Below are 15,308 nucleotides of genomic sequence, written 5' to 3' on the forward strand. Positions count from 1 at the left end.
CCCGGCCAGCCGCTTAAACCGGCCAGCCGGGGCAACCATACGGAGAACAGGATGGGCCCGATTGGCTGTGACCACCCCGGAGGCGGCACGGCTCTCGGGAACGCACAACATTGCCCGGTCCTTGTGGAAGAAACCATGCATGCATTGGCGATCAATCCGGCCGCGACCTATGTCGATGCGACCTTCGGGCGCGGCGGGCATGCGCGCGCGCTGCTCCAACGTCTGGGCCCGCATGGCCGGCTGCTGGGTTTTGATCGCGACCCCGAGGCGATTGGTGCTGGTGAGACTCTGCGGCAGAGCGATGACCGTTTGCAGATCATTCACAGCCGGCTGGCCGAGACGCCGGCGCGGCTCAAGGCCCTGGGTCTGCAGGGACGCATAGCTGGATTTCTGCTCGATCTTGGCGTGTCCTCGCCGCAGCTCGATACGCCCGAGCGTGGTTTCAGTTTCAACCAGGATGGCCCCCTTGACATGCGCATGGACCCAAACCACGGCGAGCCTCTGTCGGCCTGGCTGGCGCGCGCACCTGTAGCTGAGATCACCCGGGTGCTGAAAGACTATGGCGAAGAGCGCTATGCCGCGCGCATCGCTCGTGCCATTGAGCGCGAGCGCGCGCAGCGGGCTCTGACGACCACGGGCGTTCTGGCCGGCTTGATTGAGCGCAGTGTGCCGACCCGCGAGCCCGGCAAGCATCCGGCCACTCGAAGCTTTCAAGCACTGCGTATTGTCATTAATCAAGAGCTGGATGAACTGCGCGCCTGCCTGGCGGGTGTGACCGATCTGCTCGCCGCTGGCGGTCGGCTGGTGGTGATCAGCTTTCATTCACTTGAGGATCGGATCGTCAAACGCTTTATTCGCGATCAGGCGCGCGGGCCGGTGTTGCCCAAATCGGTGCCGGTGCGCGCTGCCGCCAGCAGTGGCCCGCTGCGGTCGGTTGGTAGCGCGCTGCGCCCAGGCGAGGCTGAACTCGCGCTCAATCCGCGTGCGCGCAGTGCCATCCTGCGGGTGGCGGAGCGGCGTTCATGACTCGCTCGAGCCAAGTTAGCCTGGCGTTGCTCATGGTCGCAGTGCTTGTTAGTGCCGTGTCCGTTTCTTACGTAAAGTATCTTACGCGCGCTGAGTTTGTGCGCTTGCAGGAGGCCCGTGCCGAACGCGATGCCCTGGATGTGGAGTGGGGGCGTCTGCGCCTTGAGGAAGCATCGCTGACCGCGCACTCGCGGCTCGAGGAACGCGCGCGCCAGGCACTCGGCATGCATCTGCCCCAGGCGGCGGATGTGCGGGTGCTGGAGGTGGTGACCCATGGCCACTAGGCTCGAGCGCGAAAAACGCGCCGAACGCTGGCAGAAGGCCTTGACGCAAAAGCCAAATTACTCGGCACGCCGGACGGTCCTCGTGCTTTGCCTGGGGGTCGCCTTCAGTGCCGTGCTGGCCAGCGCTTTCTATCGTCAGGTGTTGGAGACGGATTTTCTCAAGCATGAGGGCGATCTGCGCTCGGTGCGCGAGCGTGAGATTCCAGCCCGTCGCGGCATGGTCATGGATCGCCACGGAGAGCCGCTGGCAATCAGCACCGCCGTGGCTACCCTGAGTATCGATCCGCGCTCCCTGCTTGAACGGCCCCAGGCCATCGCGCCCCTGGCGCGGAGTCTGGAACTCGACCCAAAGGAACTCGGGCAGCGGCTTGATCGTTTTCATGCCAAAGCCTTCATGTACCTACGTCGTCGTGTCGAGCCGCGTCTGGCCGAGGCGGCCGAGGATGTCGTGCACCGCTATGACGTGCAGGGTTTTGGTGTCGAGACCGAGTATCGTCGTTTTTATCCCGGTGGTGAGGTCTTTGCCCATGTGCTGGGTTTCACCAATATCGACGATCAGGGTCAGGAGGGCATTGAATTGGCCTATGACCCGCGACTGCGTGCGATTCCCGGCAAGCGCCGGGTGATTCAGGACGGTCGCGGCCGGGTGGTGGAGGAGATCGAGCAGATTCGCCCGCCGCGCCATGGTGATGATTTGTTGCTGAGCCTGGATAGGCGGTTGCAGTTTTTGACCTACCGCGAACTCAAGCGCGCGGTCAGTGAGCATCAGGCCGTCGCCGGTACGGCTGTTCTGCTGGATGTTGATTCCGGCGAAGTGCTGGCGGCGGCCAGCCAGCCATCCTTCAATCCCAATGCGCCACGCTCTGAGTTGGCCGCGCAACGCCGCAATCGCGTCTTTACCGATCTGTTCGAGCCCGGTTCGACGGTCAAGCCCTTGGTCATTGCCATGGCTTTGGAAAATGGCGTCTTGAATCCAAACAGCATCGTGGATACCGGTCCAGGCTTTATGCAGGTCGGGCGCAATCGGGTGCGTGATGTGCGCAATTTTGGCCTGCTTAACACCACCAGCGTGCTGACCAAATCGAGCAATGTTGGCATTGTGAAAATCGCCCGGCAGATGGATCCCGCGCTGCTATGGCAACTCTATGATCGGATCGGCTTCGGGCAGCCGCTGCGCTGGGTTGGCGATGAGCAACCCTTCCCCGGCACTGGGTCTGGGTTCTTGCCGAATTTTGAGGGTTGGTCGGAATTCGAACATGCCACCCTGGCGTTCGGCTATGGACTTAATGTCACCACCATGCAACTGGCCAGTGCCTATGCGGTGCTGGCCGGCGATGGCGTCTTGCGACCCGCGACCCTGCTGCGGCGGGATCGCGGTAGCGAGGCGCGACGGGTGTTCTCCGCTCGCACCACGCGCGAGGTTCGCGCCATGATGGAAACCGTGGTCTCGGCCGAGGGCACGGCTCGAAGAGCCGCCGTGACAGGCTATCGCGTCGCGGGTAAGACGGGGACTGCCAAGAAAGCCGGCCCCCGCGGCTATGTCGATGGGCAGTACCAGGCGGTCTTTGCCGGCATGGCGCCCGCGAGCGATCCACGTTTCGTCATGGTGGTGATGATCGATGAGCCGGGTGGCAAGGACTACTACGGTGGTCTGGTCGCGGCACCGGTTTTTGCCAAGGTCATGGAAATGGCGTTGCGCCTCTACAACGTGCCTCCGGATGATCCAGCGGCCAGCCTCTTGCTGACAGCCGGCGCGGACGGCCGCGCGGGAGTGCCCAGATGATGGCGGCCCCCGCGCTTTCCGCCGGTGTCTGGCGGCTTGATGACTTGCTCGCGGGCTTCATCGCGCCTGGTATCGAGGTGCCGTCGGTACCGCTCGCGGGGCTTGCGCTCGACAGTCGCAAGGCCGGTCCGGGCGCCTTGTTTCTGGCCTGCCAGGGCGGGCAGGCGCATGGGCTCGATTTTGCCCGCGAACTGGCCGGTCGCGGACTTGGCGCCATTGCGGCTGAGCCCAGTGGCACTTGGCCTGCGGCAGCCATCAGCGCATTGGCCACTGAGCTTGATCTGCCAGTCATTCCGGTTGAGCAACTTGGCACCCGCGCGGGAGCCATAGCGGCGCGTTTCCATCATGACCCTAGCGTTGCGCTCGAGGTGATCGGCATCACCGGCACCAATGGTAAGACCAGTGTCAGCCATTTTGTCGCCCAGAGCCTGACGCCCGAGACGCGTTGTGCCGTTATTGGCACTCTTGGGCAAGGATTTCCCGGTGCCCTGTCTGGCACCGGCATGACCACGCCGGATGCGCTGAGTCTTCAGGCCATGCTGGCTGATCTGCGCCAGCAGGGCGCCGAGGCGGTGGCGATGGAGGTCTCCTCGCATGCGCTGGCGCAGCGGCGTGCCGATGCGGTGCATTTTGATTTCGCGCTGTTGACCAACCTGACCCGGGATCACCTCGACTATCACGACAGCATGGATGCCTATGCGGCGGCCAAGGCGCGACTCTTTGCCTTTCCGGACCTGCGCTGGGCCATCCTCAATGCCGATGATGACTTCACTAGCCGAGTGCTTGGGAGCCTGGCGCAAGAGGTTCGACTGGCGCTTTACAGCCTGAAGCCCGTGCTCAGTCTCCCGGCCGGGGTGCGAGGACGCTGTGACCTGTTGCTATGTACCCAGGAACTGGCTCTGCATCAGCGCGGACTGAGCCTGAGCGTCCAGGCATGGCGACCGGCGGCCGGAGGTGACTTGCAAGAGGGCGTCATTCAGGCCGACTTGGTCGGACGCTTCAATGCCGCCAATCTCCTTGCCACCCTAACCCTGCTGCTGGCGCGTGGAGCGCGTTTCGAGACCGCCTTGCGTCAACTCGGTCAAGTCAGGGGCGTGCCAGGGCGGATGGAATGCTTCGGCGCGCCGGGTGAGCCTCTGTGTGTGGTCGACTACGCCCACACTCCGGATGCACTCGAGCAGGCCTTGCGTGAGCTACGCTCTCACTGCGCCGGCAAGCTGATTGTGGTCTTTGGCTGCGGTGGCGAGCGTGACCGTGGCAAGCGTCCGCTGATGGGGCGTGCTGCCGCACGCTTGGCTGACCACATCATTTTGACCGACGATAATCCGCGCCATGAGGACGGCGACACCATTATTGCTGAGATTCTGGCTGGCATGCATGGGATCGGAACACATAAATTAGATGCCAGCGGACGACAGGTCGATGGCGGGATATCCACTTCAGAGATTGAACGCCAGCGTGCCGTGGCGATTCGTCGCGCCTTGTTGCTGGCCGGTCCGGAGGATGCGGTGCTGATCGCCGGCAAGGGCCATGAGAGCGAACAGGACATGGGCGAGCTCAAGGTGCGCTTCAGTGATCGCGCCCAAGTCGTGCAGGCGCTGCGCGAGTGGCGAGGGAGGATCTGATATGTGGACTCTTGGGCAGGCAGTGGCAAGTGCGGGAGGGCGTCTCGAGGGCGCCGATGTGGCTTTCGACGGCGTGACCACCGACAGCCGTCAGGACTGTGAGGGGAAGCTCTTTGTTGCCCTGAGCGGCGAGCGCTTCGATGGTCACGACTATGTCGCCAAGGCGCTGGAGCGCGGCGCGGTGGCGGCCATGGTTTCCCGCCCGGTCGCGGCCGCGCTGCCGCAATGGATGGTGGATGATCCCCTGCTGGGGCTGGGCCGCCTGGGGGCCGCCTGGCGCGCAGGCTTCACAGGGCGGGTGATCGCCATCACGGGCAGTAATGGCAAGACCACTTGCAAGGAAATGACCGCGGCCATTTGTCGTCAGGTCGGTTCCACACGCGCGACCGCCGGCAATCTGAACAACGCCATCGGCATGCCGCTGACTCTGCTCGCGGCGCGCGACGAGGACTTCCTGATTCTTGAGATGGGTGCCAATCACCACGGTGAGATCGGCTATCTGAGCGGCATCGCCGCCCCCGACGTGGCGGTTATCACTAATGCCGGGCGTGCCCACCTCGAAGGCTTCGGCAGTCTGGAGGGTGTCGCGCACGCCAAAGGGGAAATTGCCTCGGGTGTGCGCGCCGACGGGACCTTCGCCTTCATGGCCGATGTGCCCTGGACGCCACTGTGGCGGGAACTGGCCGGTGGGCGTCGGCACATCGCCTTTGGCACCGGTCCGGGGGCCGAGTTGCGGGCTAATCCGGATTCCATTCGCACGCGTTGGGACGAGGCGGGTTTTCGCACCCTGTTCGAGGCCTGTCTGCCGGGGTGGGAGGAGCCCTGCGAGATCGGCCTGGGACTCGCCGGGCGGCACAATGTCAACAATGCGCTGGCAGCGATGGCCTTGGCGCTGGCCTTGGATGTGCCAGTGGATGCCATCGCCCACGGGCTCGCCTTGATGCAACCGGTGGCGCGGCGCCTGCAACCGCGCCTCACCGCCGAGGGCGTGCGCCTGATCGACGACAGCTACAACGCCAATCCCGACTCACTCGCGGCCGCGGTTGATGTGTTGGTGGATCTGCCGGGTCGCCATCTACTGGTGCTCGGGGATTTTGGTGAGCTTGGCCCCGATAGTGCCGCACTGCATGCCGACATGGGGCGGCGGGCGCGTGCGGCTGGAGTGGATCTATTGTTCGCGGTTGGTGACCTTGCTGGCCGGGCAGCCGCTGCCTTTGGTGAGGGCCTCGTGGCCGAAGCCGCTCCCACCGGCGCGGCGTTCGCATCGCAGGCCGAGTTGTTGCAAGCGCTGCGGGCGCGGCTGCGACCCGATGATGTGGTGTTGGTGAAAGGCTCGCGTCTCGCCGGCATGGATCGCATTGCCGATGCCCTGTGCGCCGGTCCAAAGATGGATGGCCCAAGAATGGATGATGCGGCAATGGATGACTCGGAAACGGATGGACCCGCGATGGACCTGGAGGCGAACTAAAGATGCTGTTGCTCTTGACCGACTGGCTAACGCAGTTTCACACCGGCTTTAATGTGTTCCGTTACCTGACGCTGCGCGGCATTCTGGGCGTGCTCACGGCCTTGGCCATCGCGCTGTTGGTCGGCCGACCACTGATCCGCTGGCTTGGCAGCTACAAAGTCGGACAGGTGGTGCGCGATGATGGGCCAAGCAGTCATCTCTCCAAGGCCGGCACCCCAACCATGGGTGGCACCTTGATTCTGGTTGCCATCGCCATTAGCACCCTGTTGTGGGCGGATCTCTCCAATCGCTTTGTCTGGGTGGTGCTGCTGACCACCCTGGCCTTCGGCGCCATCGGCTTCATCGACGACTATCGCAAGCTGGTGCTGCGCGACGCGCGCGGACTGCCGGCGCGCTACAAATACCTGCTGCAGACCCTCTTTGGACTGGCGGCGGCCTGTTATCTCTACTACTCGGCCATCAGTCCGCAGGAGACCGAGCTGCTGGTGCCCTATCTGAAGAATGTCGCCATTCAGCTGGGCCCTCTGTTCATTGTCTTTGCCTATCTGGTCATCGTCGGGGCGAGCAACGCGGTCAATCTCACCGACGGGCTTGATGGCCTGGCGGTGCTGCCAGCGGTGCTGGTGGCCGGCGGACTTGGCATCATGGTCTATGCGGCTGGTCATGCTGAAATCGCCAATTATCTGAAAATCCCCCACATTCCCCAGGTCGGCGAGGTCGTGATCTTTTGTGGCGCCCTGGTGGGCTCGGGACTCGGTTTTCTGTGGTTCAACACTTACCCGGCGCAGGTGTTCATGGGCGACGTCGGTGCCTTGGCCCTGGGAGCCGCGCTCGGTGCCATTGCCGTGGTGGCCAAGCAGGAATTGGTGCTCTTCATCATGGGTGGCATCTTCGTGCTCGAGACCCTGTCGGTGATGCTGCAGGTGGCCAGTTTCAAGCTGACCGGCAAGCGCATTTTCCGCATGGCGCCCCTGCATCACCACTACGAGCTCAAGGGCTGGCCCGAGCCGCGCGTGATTGTGCGCTTTTGGATTGTCACCGTGATTCTGGTCCTGATTGGCCTGGCGAGCCTGAAGATTCGATGAACGCCAAGACTCCCAACAATGGGCCCAACAATGGGCCAAATAGTGGACCTAGCATCGGTGTTTTACCGCAACTGCCTGGCGCCCGGGTGCTGGTGGTTGGCCTGGGAGTCACCGGGCTCTCCTGCGTGCGCTATCTGACCAGCATTGGTTGTCAGGTCGCGATCACCGACAGCCGCGCTCATCCGCCGGGTGTTGATGCGCTGCGCGAGGGCTTGTCACAGTCCGGGCCAGATGTCGCCATGATGCTCGGCGGCTGGGATGCGGGCGCCTTTGCCGTCGCCGATCAGATCGTGATCAGCCCAGGGGTTTCCCTAAGCGACCTGCTGCCGTACTTTGGCGGAAGGGATATCCCGGTGTGCGGCGATATCGAGCTGTTTGCCCGCTCAGTGCCGGCGCCCGTGCTGGCCATCACTGGCTCCAATGGCAAAAGTACAGTGACCGAACTACTTGGCCAGATGGCGCGTGATGCTGGCATCAAGGTGGCGGTTGGCGGCAATCTTGGCACTCCAGCGCTCGATTTGCTCGCGCCCAATGTTGAACTCTATGTGCTAGAACTCTCCAGCTTCCAACTTGAGACCACGGTTTCACTGCAACCGCGAGCGGCGGCTTTACTGAATCTCTCGGCCGATCATCTTGATCGCTATCCGGACTTGGCAACCTATGCCCAGGCCAAGCAGCGCATTTTTGCCGGTGCCGAGGCAGCCGTGGTCAACCGCGACGATGTCGCCTCGCGCGATCTGGCGATTGGCGTGCCCAGGGTGGTCAGTTTCGGCCTTGGGCCACCCGAAGGTGAACAAGACTGGGGCCTGCTGCCGGGCGAGGGCGATCAGGCGGCGGAACTCTGGATCAGTCGCGGGCCTCGGGCGCTCTTCCCTGCGCGCGAAGTGCGCATGGCCGGGGCGCACAATCTCGCCAATGCGTTGGCCGCATTGACCTTGGGTGATCTTTGTGGGTTGCCACTGGCGCCCATGCGCGCGGCCGTGGCGGAATTTCCTGGCTTGCCCCATCGCTGCGTTCTGGTCGCTGAAGCCAGGGGCGTGCGCTGGATCGATGATTCCAAGGGCACCAATCCAGGCGCGACCATCGCGGCGCTCGAGGGTGTCGCGCGCGAACTGACGGGCGCGGGCAAGGTGGTTTTGATCGCTGGTGGTGACGGCAAGGGTGCTGATTTTTCTCTCCTGACGCAAACGCTGGCGCAAAGCGCGCGCGCGCTGGTGCTGATCGGCCGGGACGCACCGCTGCTAGAAGCCATCGCGCCGCCCGGCTTGCCAGTTGAGACAGCCGTGGATATGAAGGCAGCCGTCGCCAGTGCCGCCGAGCTGGCGCGGCCTGGTGACGCGGTGTTGCTCTCTCCAGCCTGCGCAAGTTTCGATATGTTTACTGATTATCGCCATCGCGGCCGAATGTTCGCCGAGGCGGTGTTGAGGGTGGCGAAGTGACGGCGCACGAGAGTATCGCAACGCCAGCCACGGGCGTGGGCACGGCTCCAGGCAAAGCGATGGTCGCGCTCGAGCGTATGCCGCGCATGCCGCGCAGTTGGCACACGCGTGTGGGTGCGACCCTCGCGCCAGTGGACTATCCGCTGCTGCTGGCCGTGGTCTTTTTGCTTGGCATGGGTTTTGTGATGGTTGCCTCGGCCTCCATGCCCATTGGTGCCCAGCCGCCGCATAACGAGCCGCTCCATTACCTGTATCGGCATCTCATGGCGTTGGGTTTGGGCGCGGTGGCGGGCTTTGTTTGCTGGTGTCTGCCCGTGGTCTTCTGGCAGCGTGCCGGCCTTTGGCTGTTGCTCGGCGGGATGGGTCTGCTGGTCCTGGTGCTGATTCCTGGGGTGGGTTATAGCGTCAACGGGGCCACGCGCTGGATTCGCCTGGCCGGCTTCAATTTACAGCCCTCCGAATTGGTCAAGCTCTTTGCCGTGGTCTATCTGGCTGGCTATTTGGTGCGCTGTCCCCTGGCCGCTGGGCTGGAGGTGCGTCATGTGCTGCGCCCCTTGCTGCTGCTTGGCGCCGCGGGCGCCCTGGTCATGGCGCAGCCGGATTTCGGTACCGCCGCCGTGCTGCTGGCGACCGTGCTTGGGCTGCTGTTTCTGGGCGGTGCGCCGCTGAAGCATTTCGTGGTGCTGATCGCGCTGGTGTCCCTGGCGCTGGTCGCCCTCATTCTGTTCGAGCCCTATCGGCTCGAGCGGGTGACCTCCTTCATGAATCCTTTCGCCGATCCCTTCAACAGTGGCTATCAGCTGAGTCAGGCGCTGATCGCCTTGGGGCGTGGCGAGTGGATTGGCGTCGGGCTCGGCAATGGCATTCAGAAACAATACTTCCTGCCCGAGGCTCATACCGATTTTCTGCTCGCGGTCATTGGCGAGGAACTGGGCTTTGTCGGCTTCGCGGTCGTGATTGCCGCCTTGGGTTTTGTCACTTGGCGTGCCTTGGCCATAGGCGCGCGCGCGCACGAGATGGGCGAGGATTTTTCCTCCTATCTGGCCCATGGCATCGGCCTGCTGATTGGCCTTCAGGCCTTTGTCAATGCCGGTGTCAATACCGGATTGCTGCCGACCAAGGGGTTGACCCTACCCTTCATGAGCTATGGCAGTAACTCCATCATCGTCGCCATGATGAGTGCGGTCTTGCTGTTACGCCTCGATGCCGAGTTGCGGCGCAAGGCGCAGGAACCCAAACCCACGGGAGCAAACCAATGGCGCCGCGCATAGCCGTGATGGCCGGTGGCACCGGCGGTCATGTCTTTCCTGCGCTGGCGGTCGCGCACGAACTGCGCGCGCGTGGCGCCGAGCCTTTCTGGATGGGCACCCGTGCCGGGTTGGAAGCCCGCCTGGTGCCCGAGCATGGCTTTGAGATCGAATGGTTGCGGGTGCAAGGGCTGCGCGGCAAGGGCATGAAGACACTGGCGATGGCGCCCTGGCGGCTGATGGTCGCGCTGCGCGAGGCTGGGCAGGTGTTGCGCCGGCGGACGCCCGATCTGGTGCTCGGCATGGGCGGTTTCGTTTCTGGCCCCGGTGGACTCATGGCCTGGCGGCAGGGACGGCGGCTGGTGATTCAAGAACAAAACAGCGTGCCAGGCATGACCAATCAATGGCTCGCGCGCCTAGCTGATCGGGTGTTCGAGGGCTTTCCCGGCAGCTTCCACGTGGCACGCGCGGCCATTACCAGCGGCAATCCGCTGCGCGCCGAGATTGCCGCCCTGCCGCCGCCGGCCGAGCGTTGGGCCGGCCGCCTGGCGGAAGCCGGGAGCCAGAAACTCGGGACGCGCGCGCGGCTTTTTGTGCTCGGTGGCTCCTTGGGAGCGCGCGCTTTGAATCAAATGGTGCCCCAGGCACTGGCCCGGTTGCCGGAGGCCTTGCGCCCCGAGGTGCGCCACCAGGCGGGCGAGCGAACCCTGGGCCTGGCCCAACAGGCCTATCGCGAGGCGGGTGTGCGGGCCGATATCCAGCCCTTTGTCACCGACATGGCCGAGGCCTATGCCTGGGCGGATCTGATGATTTGCCGCGCCGGCGCGCTGACAGTGGCGGAAATCGCCGCTGTTGGCGTGCCAGCCATCTTTGTGCCTTTTCCCTATGCGGTCGACAATCATCAGGTCGGCAATGCCGAGTATCTGGTCAGGGCGGGTGCGGCCAATCTGCTTTTGGAATCGGACCTGAGTGCCGAGACCCTGGCTGGGCCGCTCAAGGTGCTGCTGGCCGACCCCGCCCGGCGCCTGAAGATGGCCGAGGCGGCGCGTGCCAAGGCCAGGCCTGATGCCGCCGCGCGCATTGCCGATGCTTGCATGGAGCTGGTCGCGTCATGATCTGGCCGAATCCCATCACACTGGAACCGGCGGCGGGCATCAAGCAGGGGGCCATTGATCCGTCCCCCCTTGATCCGTCCCCCATCGATCAGTCCCATACCGCCGCCAGCATGGGGCGCATCCGGCGGCTGCATTTCGTCGGCATCGGCGGAGCCGGCATGAGCGGAATTGCCGAGCTGATGCTGACCTTGGGCTATCAGGTGCAGGGCTCCGATCGCCGACGCGGTGCCGTGACCGAGCGGCTGGAGCGCCTGGGTGCGGCAGTGTTCGTCGGGCATCGCGCCGAGCAGGTCCGTGGCGTGGATGCCGTGGTGGTGTCATCCGCCATCGATACCGAGAACCCCGAGCTGGAAGCCGCGCGTGCCGCGCGCGTGCCCATTGTGCGGCGCGCCGAGATGCTGGCCGAGCTGATGCGTTTTTATTATGGCGTGGCCGTGGCCGGAACCCATGGCAAGACCACCACCACTAGCCTAATTGCCAGTATTTTCGGCGAGGCCGGGCTGGATCCGACCTTTGTCATTGGCGGTCTGCTCAACAGCGCCGGCAGTCACGCGCGCCTTGGCAGCAGCAAATTCCTGATTGCCGAGGCCGACGAGAGCGATGCCTCCTTCCTGCTGCTGCAGCCGATGATGGCCGTGGTGACCAATATCGATGCCGATCACATGATCACCTATGGCAACGATTTTTCCCGCCTGCGAGCGACCTTCGTCGAGTTTCTGCACCATCTGCCTTTCTATGGTCTGGCGGTCTTGTGCGCCGATGATCCCCAGGTCGCCGCCGTGCAGTCGGAGTTGGCGCGCCCGGTGCGTACCTATGGCACGGGCGCCGGCGCTGATCTGCGGGCACTGGACATCCGCCCCCAGCAAGGCGCGCGCATGGATTTTCGTGTACAGGATCGGGATTCTGGGCTCGACTTACCGGTCGAGCTGAATCTGCCCGGTCAGCACAATGTGCTCAATGCGCTGGCGGCCATTGCCGTGGCCCTGGAGCATCAGGTCGCGCCCGAGGCGATTCAGACCGCGCTGGCGCGCTTTCAGGGAATCGGTCGTCGCTTTGTCGTCAGCGAGGTCACCACATCCGACGGCCATCGGATCACCCTGGTGGATGACTATGGCCATCATCCGCGCGAGCTGGCGGCAACCCTGACGGCCATTCGTCAGGGCTGGCCCGGCCGGCGCCTGCTGTTGGTGTTCCAGCCGCATCGCTATTCGCGCACCCTTGAGCAGTTCGACGACTTCGTCCAGGTTCTTTCAAGCGTGGATGTGCTTGTTCTGTGCGAGGTCTATCCAGCCGGCGAACAACCGCTGCCAGGAGCTGACGGGCGCGGTCTGAGCCGTTCCATTCGCGCTCGTGGTCAGGTGGATCCGGTGTTTGTGCCCGATCTTGACGAAGTGCCCGACGTGCTTGCGCATCTGCTCGAAGAGGGCGACATGGTGCTGGTCAGTGGCGCCGGCGACATTGGCGCGTTGGCCGCGCGCCTGCCGCGGGTGTTGGCGGGCGAGCCAGCGCGGGGAGAGGGGACATGAGCGCGGGCGTCGGCGAGCGCATCCCCTTGCGCGGGGAGCTGAGACTCAACGAGCCATTGTCCAGGCATACCACCTGGCGGGTGGGTGGGCCGGCGGCGCGCTTTTACCGCCCGGCGGATGCCGAGGATCTGGCAATTTTTCTGCAGGGGGTCGATGCCAGGGAGCCGCTGTTATGGCTGGGCTTGGGCAGTAACCTGCTGGTCGAGGATGCCGGCTTTGCCGGGACCGTGATCCAAACCCAAGGCTGCCTGAATGAGCTGATGTGCGTCGGTTCCGAACGCCTGCGTGCCCAGGCGGGTGTGGCCAGTGCCAAGGCGGCGCGCTATGCCGTGCGTCAGGGCTTGGCGGGTATTGAATTTCTGGCCGGGATTCCCGGCACCATCGGCGGGGCGCTGGCGATGAACGCCGGTGCCTGGGGTGCCGAGACCTGGGACTTTGTCAGCCGGGTCAAGACCATTGATCGCGGCGGACGGGTGCGAGAGCGCGATCCAGAGGATTTCAAGGTCGGTTATCGCTCGGTCCAGGGTCCGCCGGGGGAGTGGTTTTTGTCCGCTGAGTTGCGCTTGGCGGTGGGCGACCCGGAGGTCGGCGCCAACTGGATCAAGGAATTGCTAGCACAGCGCGCGGCCACTCAGCCCACCGGCACTGCCAATTGTGGCTCGGTGTTTCGCAATCCGCCGGGCGATCGGGCGGCGCGCCTGATCGACAGCGCCGGTTTGAAAGGCTTCCGTATTGGCGGAGCCCTGGTGTCGGAGAAGCATGCGAATTTCATCATCAATCGCGGCGATGCCAGTGCCGCGGACATTCTCGCGCTCATTGACCATGTGCGGGCGGTCGTCGAGCAACAATATGGCATCCGCCTGGTTCCCGAAGTGCATCGCGTTGGAGGTGGACAGGCATGAAGGCAATTGAAGTCAGCCGTTTCGGCAAGGTCGCGGTCTTGATGGGCGGGCGCTCGGCGGAGCGGGCGATTTCGCTCAAAAGCGGTGCCGCAGTGCTGCGAGCCCTGCGTGAACTCGGCGTGGATGCGGAGGACATCGATCCGGATGAGCGGGTGCTGGAGCGGCTTGATCGCGGTGGTTTTGATCGCGCTTTCATCATCCTGCACGGGCGCGGTGGCGAGGATGGCCAGATTCAGGGCGCCCTGGAAACCCTCGGCGTGCCATACACCGGCTCCGGCGTGCTGGGTTCGGCCATCGGCATGGACAAGGTGCGCACCAAATTGGTCTGGGCCGGTGGCGGCTTGCCAACGGCCGAATTCGTGGTGTTGCGCTCGGAGCAGGATATGGATGCGGCGGCGCGGCTTGGCTTTCCACTGATGATCAAACCGGCGCACGAAGGCTCAAGTCTTGGCATGGCGCGGGCTGATTCGCCGCAAGAGCTGACTGATGCGTATCGGGCTGCCGCCGCCTTCGATGCCGAGGTCATTGCCGAGATCTGGCTGAGCGGGGCCGAGTACACCTGCGCCATTCTCGACGGCGAGGCGCTGCCCATGATTCGCCTCGAAACACCGAACGCTTTTTATGACTTCGAGGCCAAGTATCAGGCCGATACCACCAGCTATCTGTGCCCTTGCGGTCTGACGGCGGAACGCGAAGCCGAATACGGCGCGCTCTGCCTGCGCGCCTTCGAGGCCGTTGGCGCGACCGGCTGGGGTCGGGTGGATTTCATGCTCGATGCCGCGGGTCAGCCGCGCTTGCTTGAGGTCAACACAGTCCCTGGCATGACGGACCATAGCTTGGTGCCCATGGCAGCCGCCGCTCGGGGGATGGATTTTACCGAGTTGGTCGCGCGCATTCTGCGCACCAGCCTGAAACCCAGCCGCTAACCAAAATACTCATGGTCAATCCCGCGGACCCCAAGCACTACAGCCTGATCGCGGCCACTCTCAGGCGCGATGCTCCCAGCCGCCAAATGCGTCTGGGCGTGACCACCGAGACGCTGCTGCTGCGCCTGTTCGTGGCACTGTCGCTGATGATCTCGCTGGCCGCGATCCTGTGGCTGGCGGCGGAGTGGGAGCCGCGCATCTTGCCCATTCGGGTCATCACCGTGGATGGCGAGATGCGCAGCCTTTCGCGTCAGGCACTGCAGGAGCGAGTGGCCAGTCACCTGACCGGCGGCATTCTGTCGCAGGATCTCGGGGCCCTGCGCGAGCGGGTCGAGGCCTTGCCCTGGGTCAAGGGGGCGAGCCTGCGGCGGGTGTGGCCGGATCGGTTGATTCTCGAAGTAAGCGAACATGAGGCGGTGGCCCGCTGGGGTGAAGATGGTTTGGTGACGCGAGAGGGGGTGATTTTCCATCCCCAGGACCGTCGGGTTCCGGCCGGATTGCCGCGTCTGTCGGGTGCGGATGAGCGAGCCGTGGAGGTGGTCGACCGACTGCTGCTGTGGCAGCCGCGCCTCGCCGACCTCGGCCTGTTGATTGACGCGCTTGAGTGCGACCGCCGCGGCGACTGGACACTGGAGCTGCTCGGCGGGCCGGTGCTGCATTTTGGCACCGAGCAACTCGAGCGGCGCCTGACCCGGCTGCTGGCGACTTTTCCGCGCATCGAGGCAGTGGCGGTGCCGGAGCGTATCGATCTGCGCTACAGCAATGGTCTCGCGGTGCTTTGGCAAAGGGGCAGTGGACATAGCGACAGAGAGCCCACCGACAGGGAAAGCGATTTCCATGCCCGGGGAAAGCGCATGGCGGCACTCAACGAACAGCGATAGA

At 64.2% G+C, this 15,308-nt stretch carries 13 protein-coding genes; all 13 read left to right on the forward strand.

Annotated elements, in window-relative coordinates:
* The first annotated feature begins 135 nt into the window (after window positions 1-135).
* The 13 genes from rsmH (at window position 136) to Thiowin_RS04820 (ending at window position 15,307) form a co-directional block, all read left to right on the forward strand.
* The gene (rsmH, locus tag Thiowin_RS04760) at window positions 136-1,026 is read left to right on the forward strand and encodes a 16S rRNA (cytosine(1402)-N(4))-methyltransferase RsmH (protein WP_408034164.1); all 891 of its coding nucleotides are present in this window, start codon (window positions 136-138) and stop codon (window positions 1,024-1,026) included.
* The gene (gene ftsL, locus Thiowin_RS04765) at window positions 1,023-1,310 is read left to right on the forward strand and encodes a cell division protein FtsL (protein ID WP_328986591.1); all 288 of its coding nucleotides are present in this window, start codon (window positions 1,023-1,025) and stop codon (window positions 1,308-1,310) included. The genes rsmH and ftsL overlap by 4 nt, the downstream gene beginning before the upstream one ends.
* On the forward strand, window positions 1,300-3,093 hold the full coding sequence (locus tag Thiowin_RS04770) for a peptidoglycan D,D-transpeptidase FtsI family protein (protein WP_328986592.1): 1,794 nt from the start codon (window positions 1,300-1,302) through the stop codon (window positions 3,091-3,093). Before ftsL ends, Thiowin_RS04770 begins: the two co-directional genes overlap by 11 nt.
* The gene (locus tag Thiowin_RS04775) at window positions 3,090-4,718 is read left to right on the forward strand and encodes a UDP-N-acetylmuramoyl-L-alanyl-D-glutamate--2,6-diaminopimelate ligase (RefSeq protein WP_328986594.1); all 1,629 of its coding nucleotides are present in this window, start codon (window positions 3,090-3,092) and stop codon (window positions 4,716-4,718) included. The genes Thiowin_RS04770 and Thiowin_RS04775 overlap by 4 nt, the downstream gene beginning before the upstream one ends.
* Window position 4,719: 1 nt before the next feature.
* Window positions 4,720-6,186 carry a UDP-N-acetylmuramoyl-tripeptide--D-alanyl-D-alanine ligase gene (locus Thiowin_RS04780; RefSeq protein WP_328986595.1) on the forward strand — a complete coding sequence of 489 codons (1,467 nt, stop codon included), beginning with the start codon at window positions 4,720-4,722 and terminating at the stop codon, window positions 6,184-6,186.
* 2 nt (window positions 6,187-6,188) lie between these two features.
* The gene (gene mraY, locus Thiowin_RS04785) at window positions 6,189-7,271 is read left to right on the forward strand and encodes a phospho-N-acetylmuramoyl-pentapeptide-transferase (protein WP_328986596.1); all 1,083 of its coding nucleotides are present in this window, start codon (window positions 6,189-6,191) and stop codon (window positions 7,269-7,271) included.
* Window positions 7,268-8,710, forward strand: a complete 1,443-nt coding sequence (gene murD / locus Thiowin_RS04790; RefSeq protein WP_328986597.1) for a UDP-N-acetylmuramoyl-L-alanine--D-glutamate ligase — start codon at window positions 7,268-7,270, stop codon at window positions 8,708-8,710. The genes mraY and murD overlap by 4 nt, the downstream gene beginning before the upstream one ends.
* Window positions 8,707-9,981 carry a putative lipid II flippase FtsW gene (gene ftsW / locus Thiowin_RS04795; protein WP_408034165.1) on the forward strand — a complete coding sequence of 425 codons (1,275 nt, stop codon included), beginning with the start codon at window positions 8,707-8,709 and terminating at the stop codon, window positions 9,979-9,981. The genes murD and ftsW overlap by 4 nt, the downstream gene beginning before the upstream one ends.
* A complete protein-coding gene (murG, locus tag Thiowin_RS04800; RefSeq protein ID WP_328986599.1) occupies window positions 9,966-11,072 on the forward strand; it encodes an undecaprenyldiphospho-muramoylpentapeptide beta-N-acetylglucosaminyltransferase in 1,107 nt (368 codons plus the stop codon). The genes ftsW and murG overlap by 16 nt, the downstream gene beginning before the upstream one ends.
* Before the next feature lie 110 nt (window positions 11,073-11,182).
* The gene (gene murC, locus Thiowin_RS04805) at window positions 11,183-12,598 is read left to right on the forward strand and encodes a UDP-N-acetylmuramate--L-alanine ligase (RefSeq protein ID WP_328988010.1); all 1,416 of its coding nucleotides are present in this window, start codon (window positions 11,183-11,185) and stop codon (window positions 12,596-12,598) included.
* Window positions 12,595-13,500, forward strand: a complete 906-nt coding sequence (gene murB, locus Thiowin_RS04810; protein WP_328986600.1) for a UDP-N-acetylmuramate dehydrogenase — start codon at window positions 12,595-12,597, stop codon at window positions 13,498-13,500. The genes murC and murB overlap by 4 nt, the downstream gene beginning before the upstream one ends.
* A complete protein-coding gene (locus tag Thiowin_RS04815) occupies window positions 13,497-14,426 on the forward strand; it encodes a D-alanine--D-alanine ligase (RefSeq protein ID WP_328986601.1) in 930 nt (309 codons plus the stop codon). Before murB ends, Thiowin_RS04815 begins: the two co-directional genes overlap by 4 nt.
* An 11-nt stretch (window positions 14,427-14,437) precedes the next feature.
* Window positions 14,438-15,307, forward strand: coding sequence for a cell division protein FtsQ/DivIB (locus Thiowin_RS04820; protein WP_328986602.1), 870 nt, complete (start codon window positions 14,438-14,440; stop codon window positions 15,305-15,307).
* Window position 15,308 lies beyond the last annotated feature (1 nt).

The sequence above is a fragment of the Thiorhodovibrio winogradskyi genome (assembly GCF_036208045.1).
GTDB lineage: Bacteria > Pseudomonadota > Gammaproteobacteria > Chromatiales > Chromatiaceae > Thiorhodovibrio > Thiorhodovibrio winogradskyi.

Bases quoted from the DNA above. Each gene is read 5' to 3' on its own strand.
- rsmH (WP_408034164.1), top strand. From the start codon at position 136: ATGCATGCATTGGCGATCAATCCGGCCGCGACCTATGTCGATGCGACC.
- murB (WP_328986600.1), top strand. From the start codon at position 12,595: ATGAGCGCGGGCGTCGGCGAGCGCATCCCCTTGCGCGGGGAGCTGAGA.
- Thiowin_RS04770 (WP_328986592.1), top strand. From the start codon at position 1,300: ATGGCCACTAGGCTCGAGCGCGAAAAACGCGCCGAACGCTGGCAGAAG.
- ftsL (WP_328986591.1), top strand. From the start codon at position 1,023: ATGACTCGCTCGAGCCAAGTTAGCCTGGCGTTGCTCATGGTCGCAGTG.
- Thiowin_RS04775 (WP_328986594.1), top strand. From the start codon at position 3,090: ATGATGGCGGCCCCCGCGCTTTCCGCCGGTGTCTGGCGGCTTGATGAC.
- Thiowin_RS04820 (WP_328986602.1), top strand. From the start codon at position 14,438: ATGGTCAATCCCGCGGACCCCAAGCACTACAGCCTGATCGCGGCCACT.
- murG (WP_328986599.1), top strand. From the start codon at position 9,966: ATGGCGCCGCGCATAGCCGTGATGGCCGGTGGCACCGGCGGTCATGTC.
- Thiowin_RS04780 (WP_328986595.1), top strand. From the start codon at position 4,720: ATGTGGACTCTTGGGCAGGCAGTGGCAAGTGCGGGAGGGCGTCTCGAG.
- Thiowin_RS04815 (WP_328986601.1), top strand. From the start codon at position 13,497: ATGAAGGCAATTGAAGTCAGCCGTTTCGGCAAGGTCGCGGTCTTGATG.
- mraY (WP_328986596.1), top strand. From the start codon at position 6,189: ATGCTGTTGCTCTTGACCGACTGGCTAACGCAGTTTCACACCGGCTTT.
- murD (WP_328986597.1), top strand. From the start codon at position 7,268: ATGAACGCCAAGACTCCCAACAATGGGCCCAACAATGGGCCAAATAGT.
- murC (WP_328988010.1), top strand. From the start codon at position 11,183: ATGGGGCGCATCCGGCGGCTGCATTTCGTCGGCATCGGCGGAGCCGGC.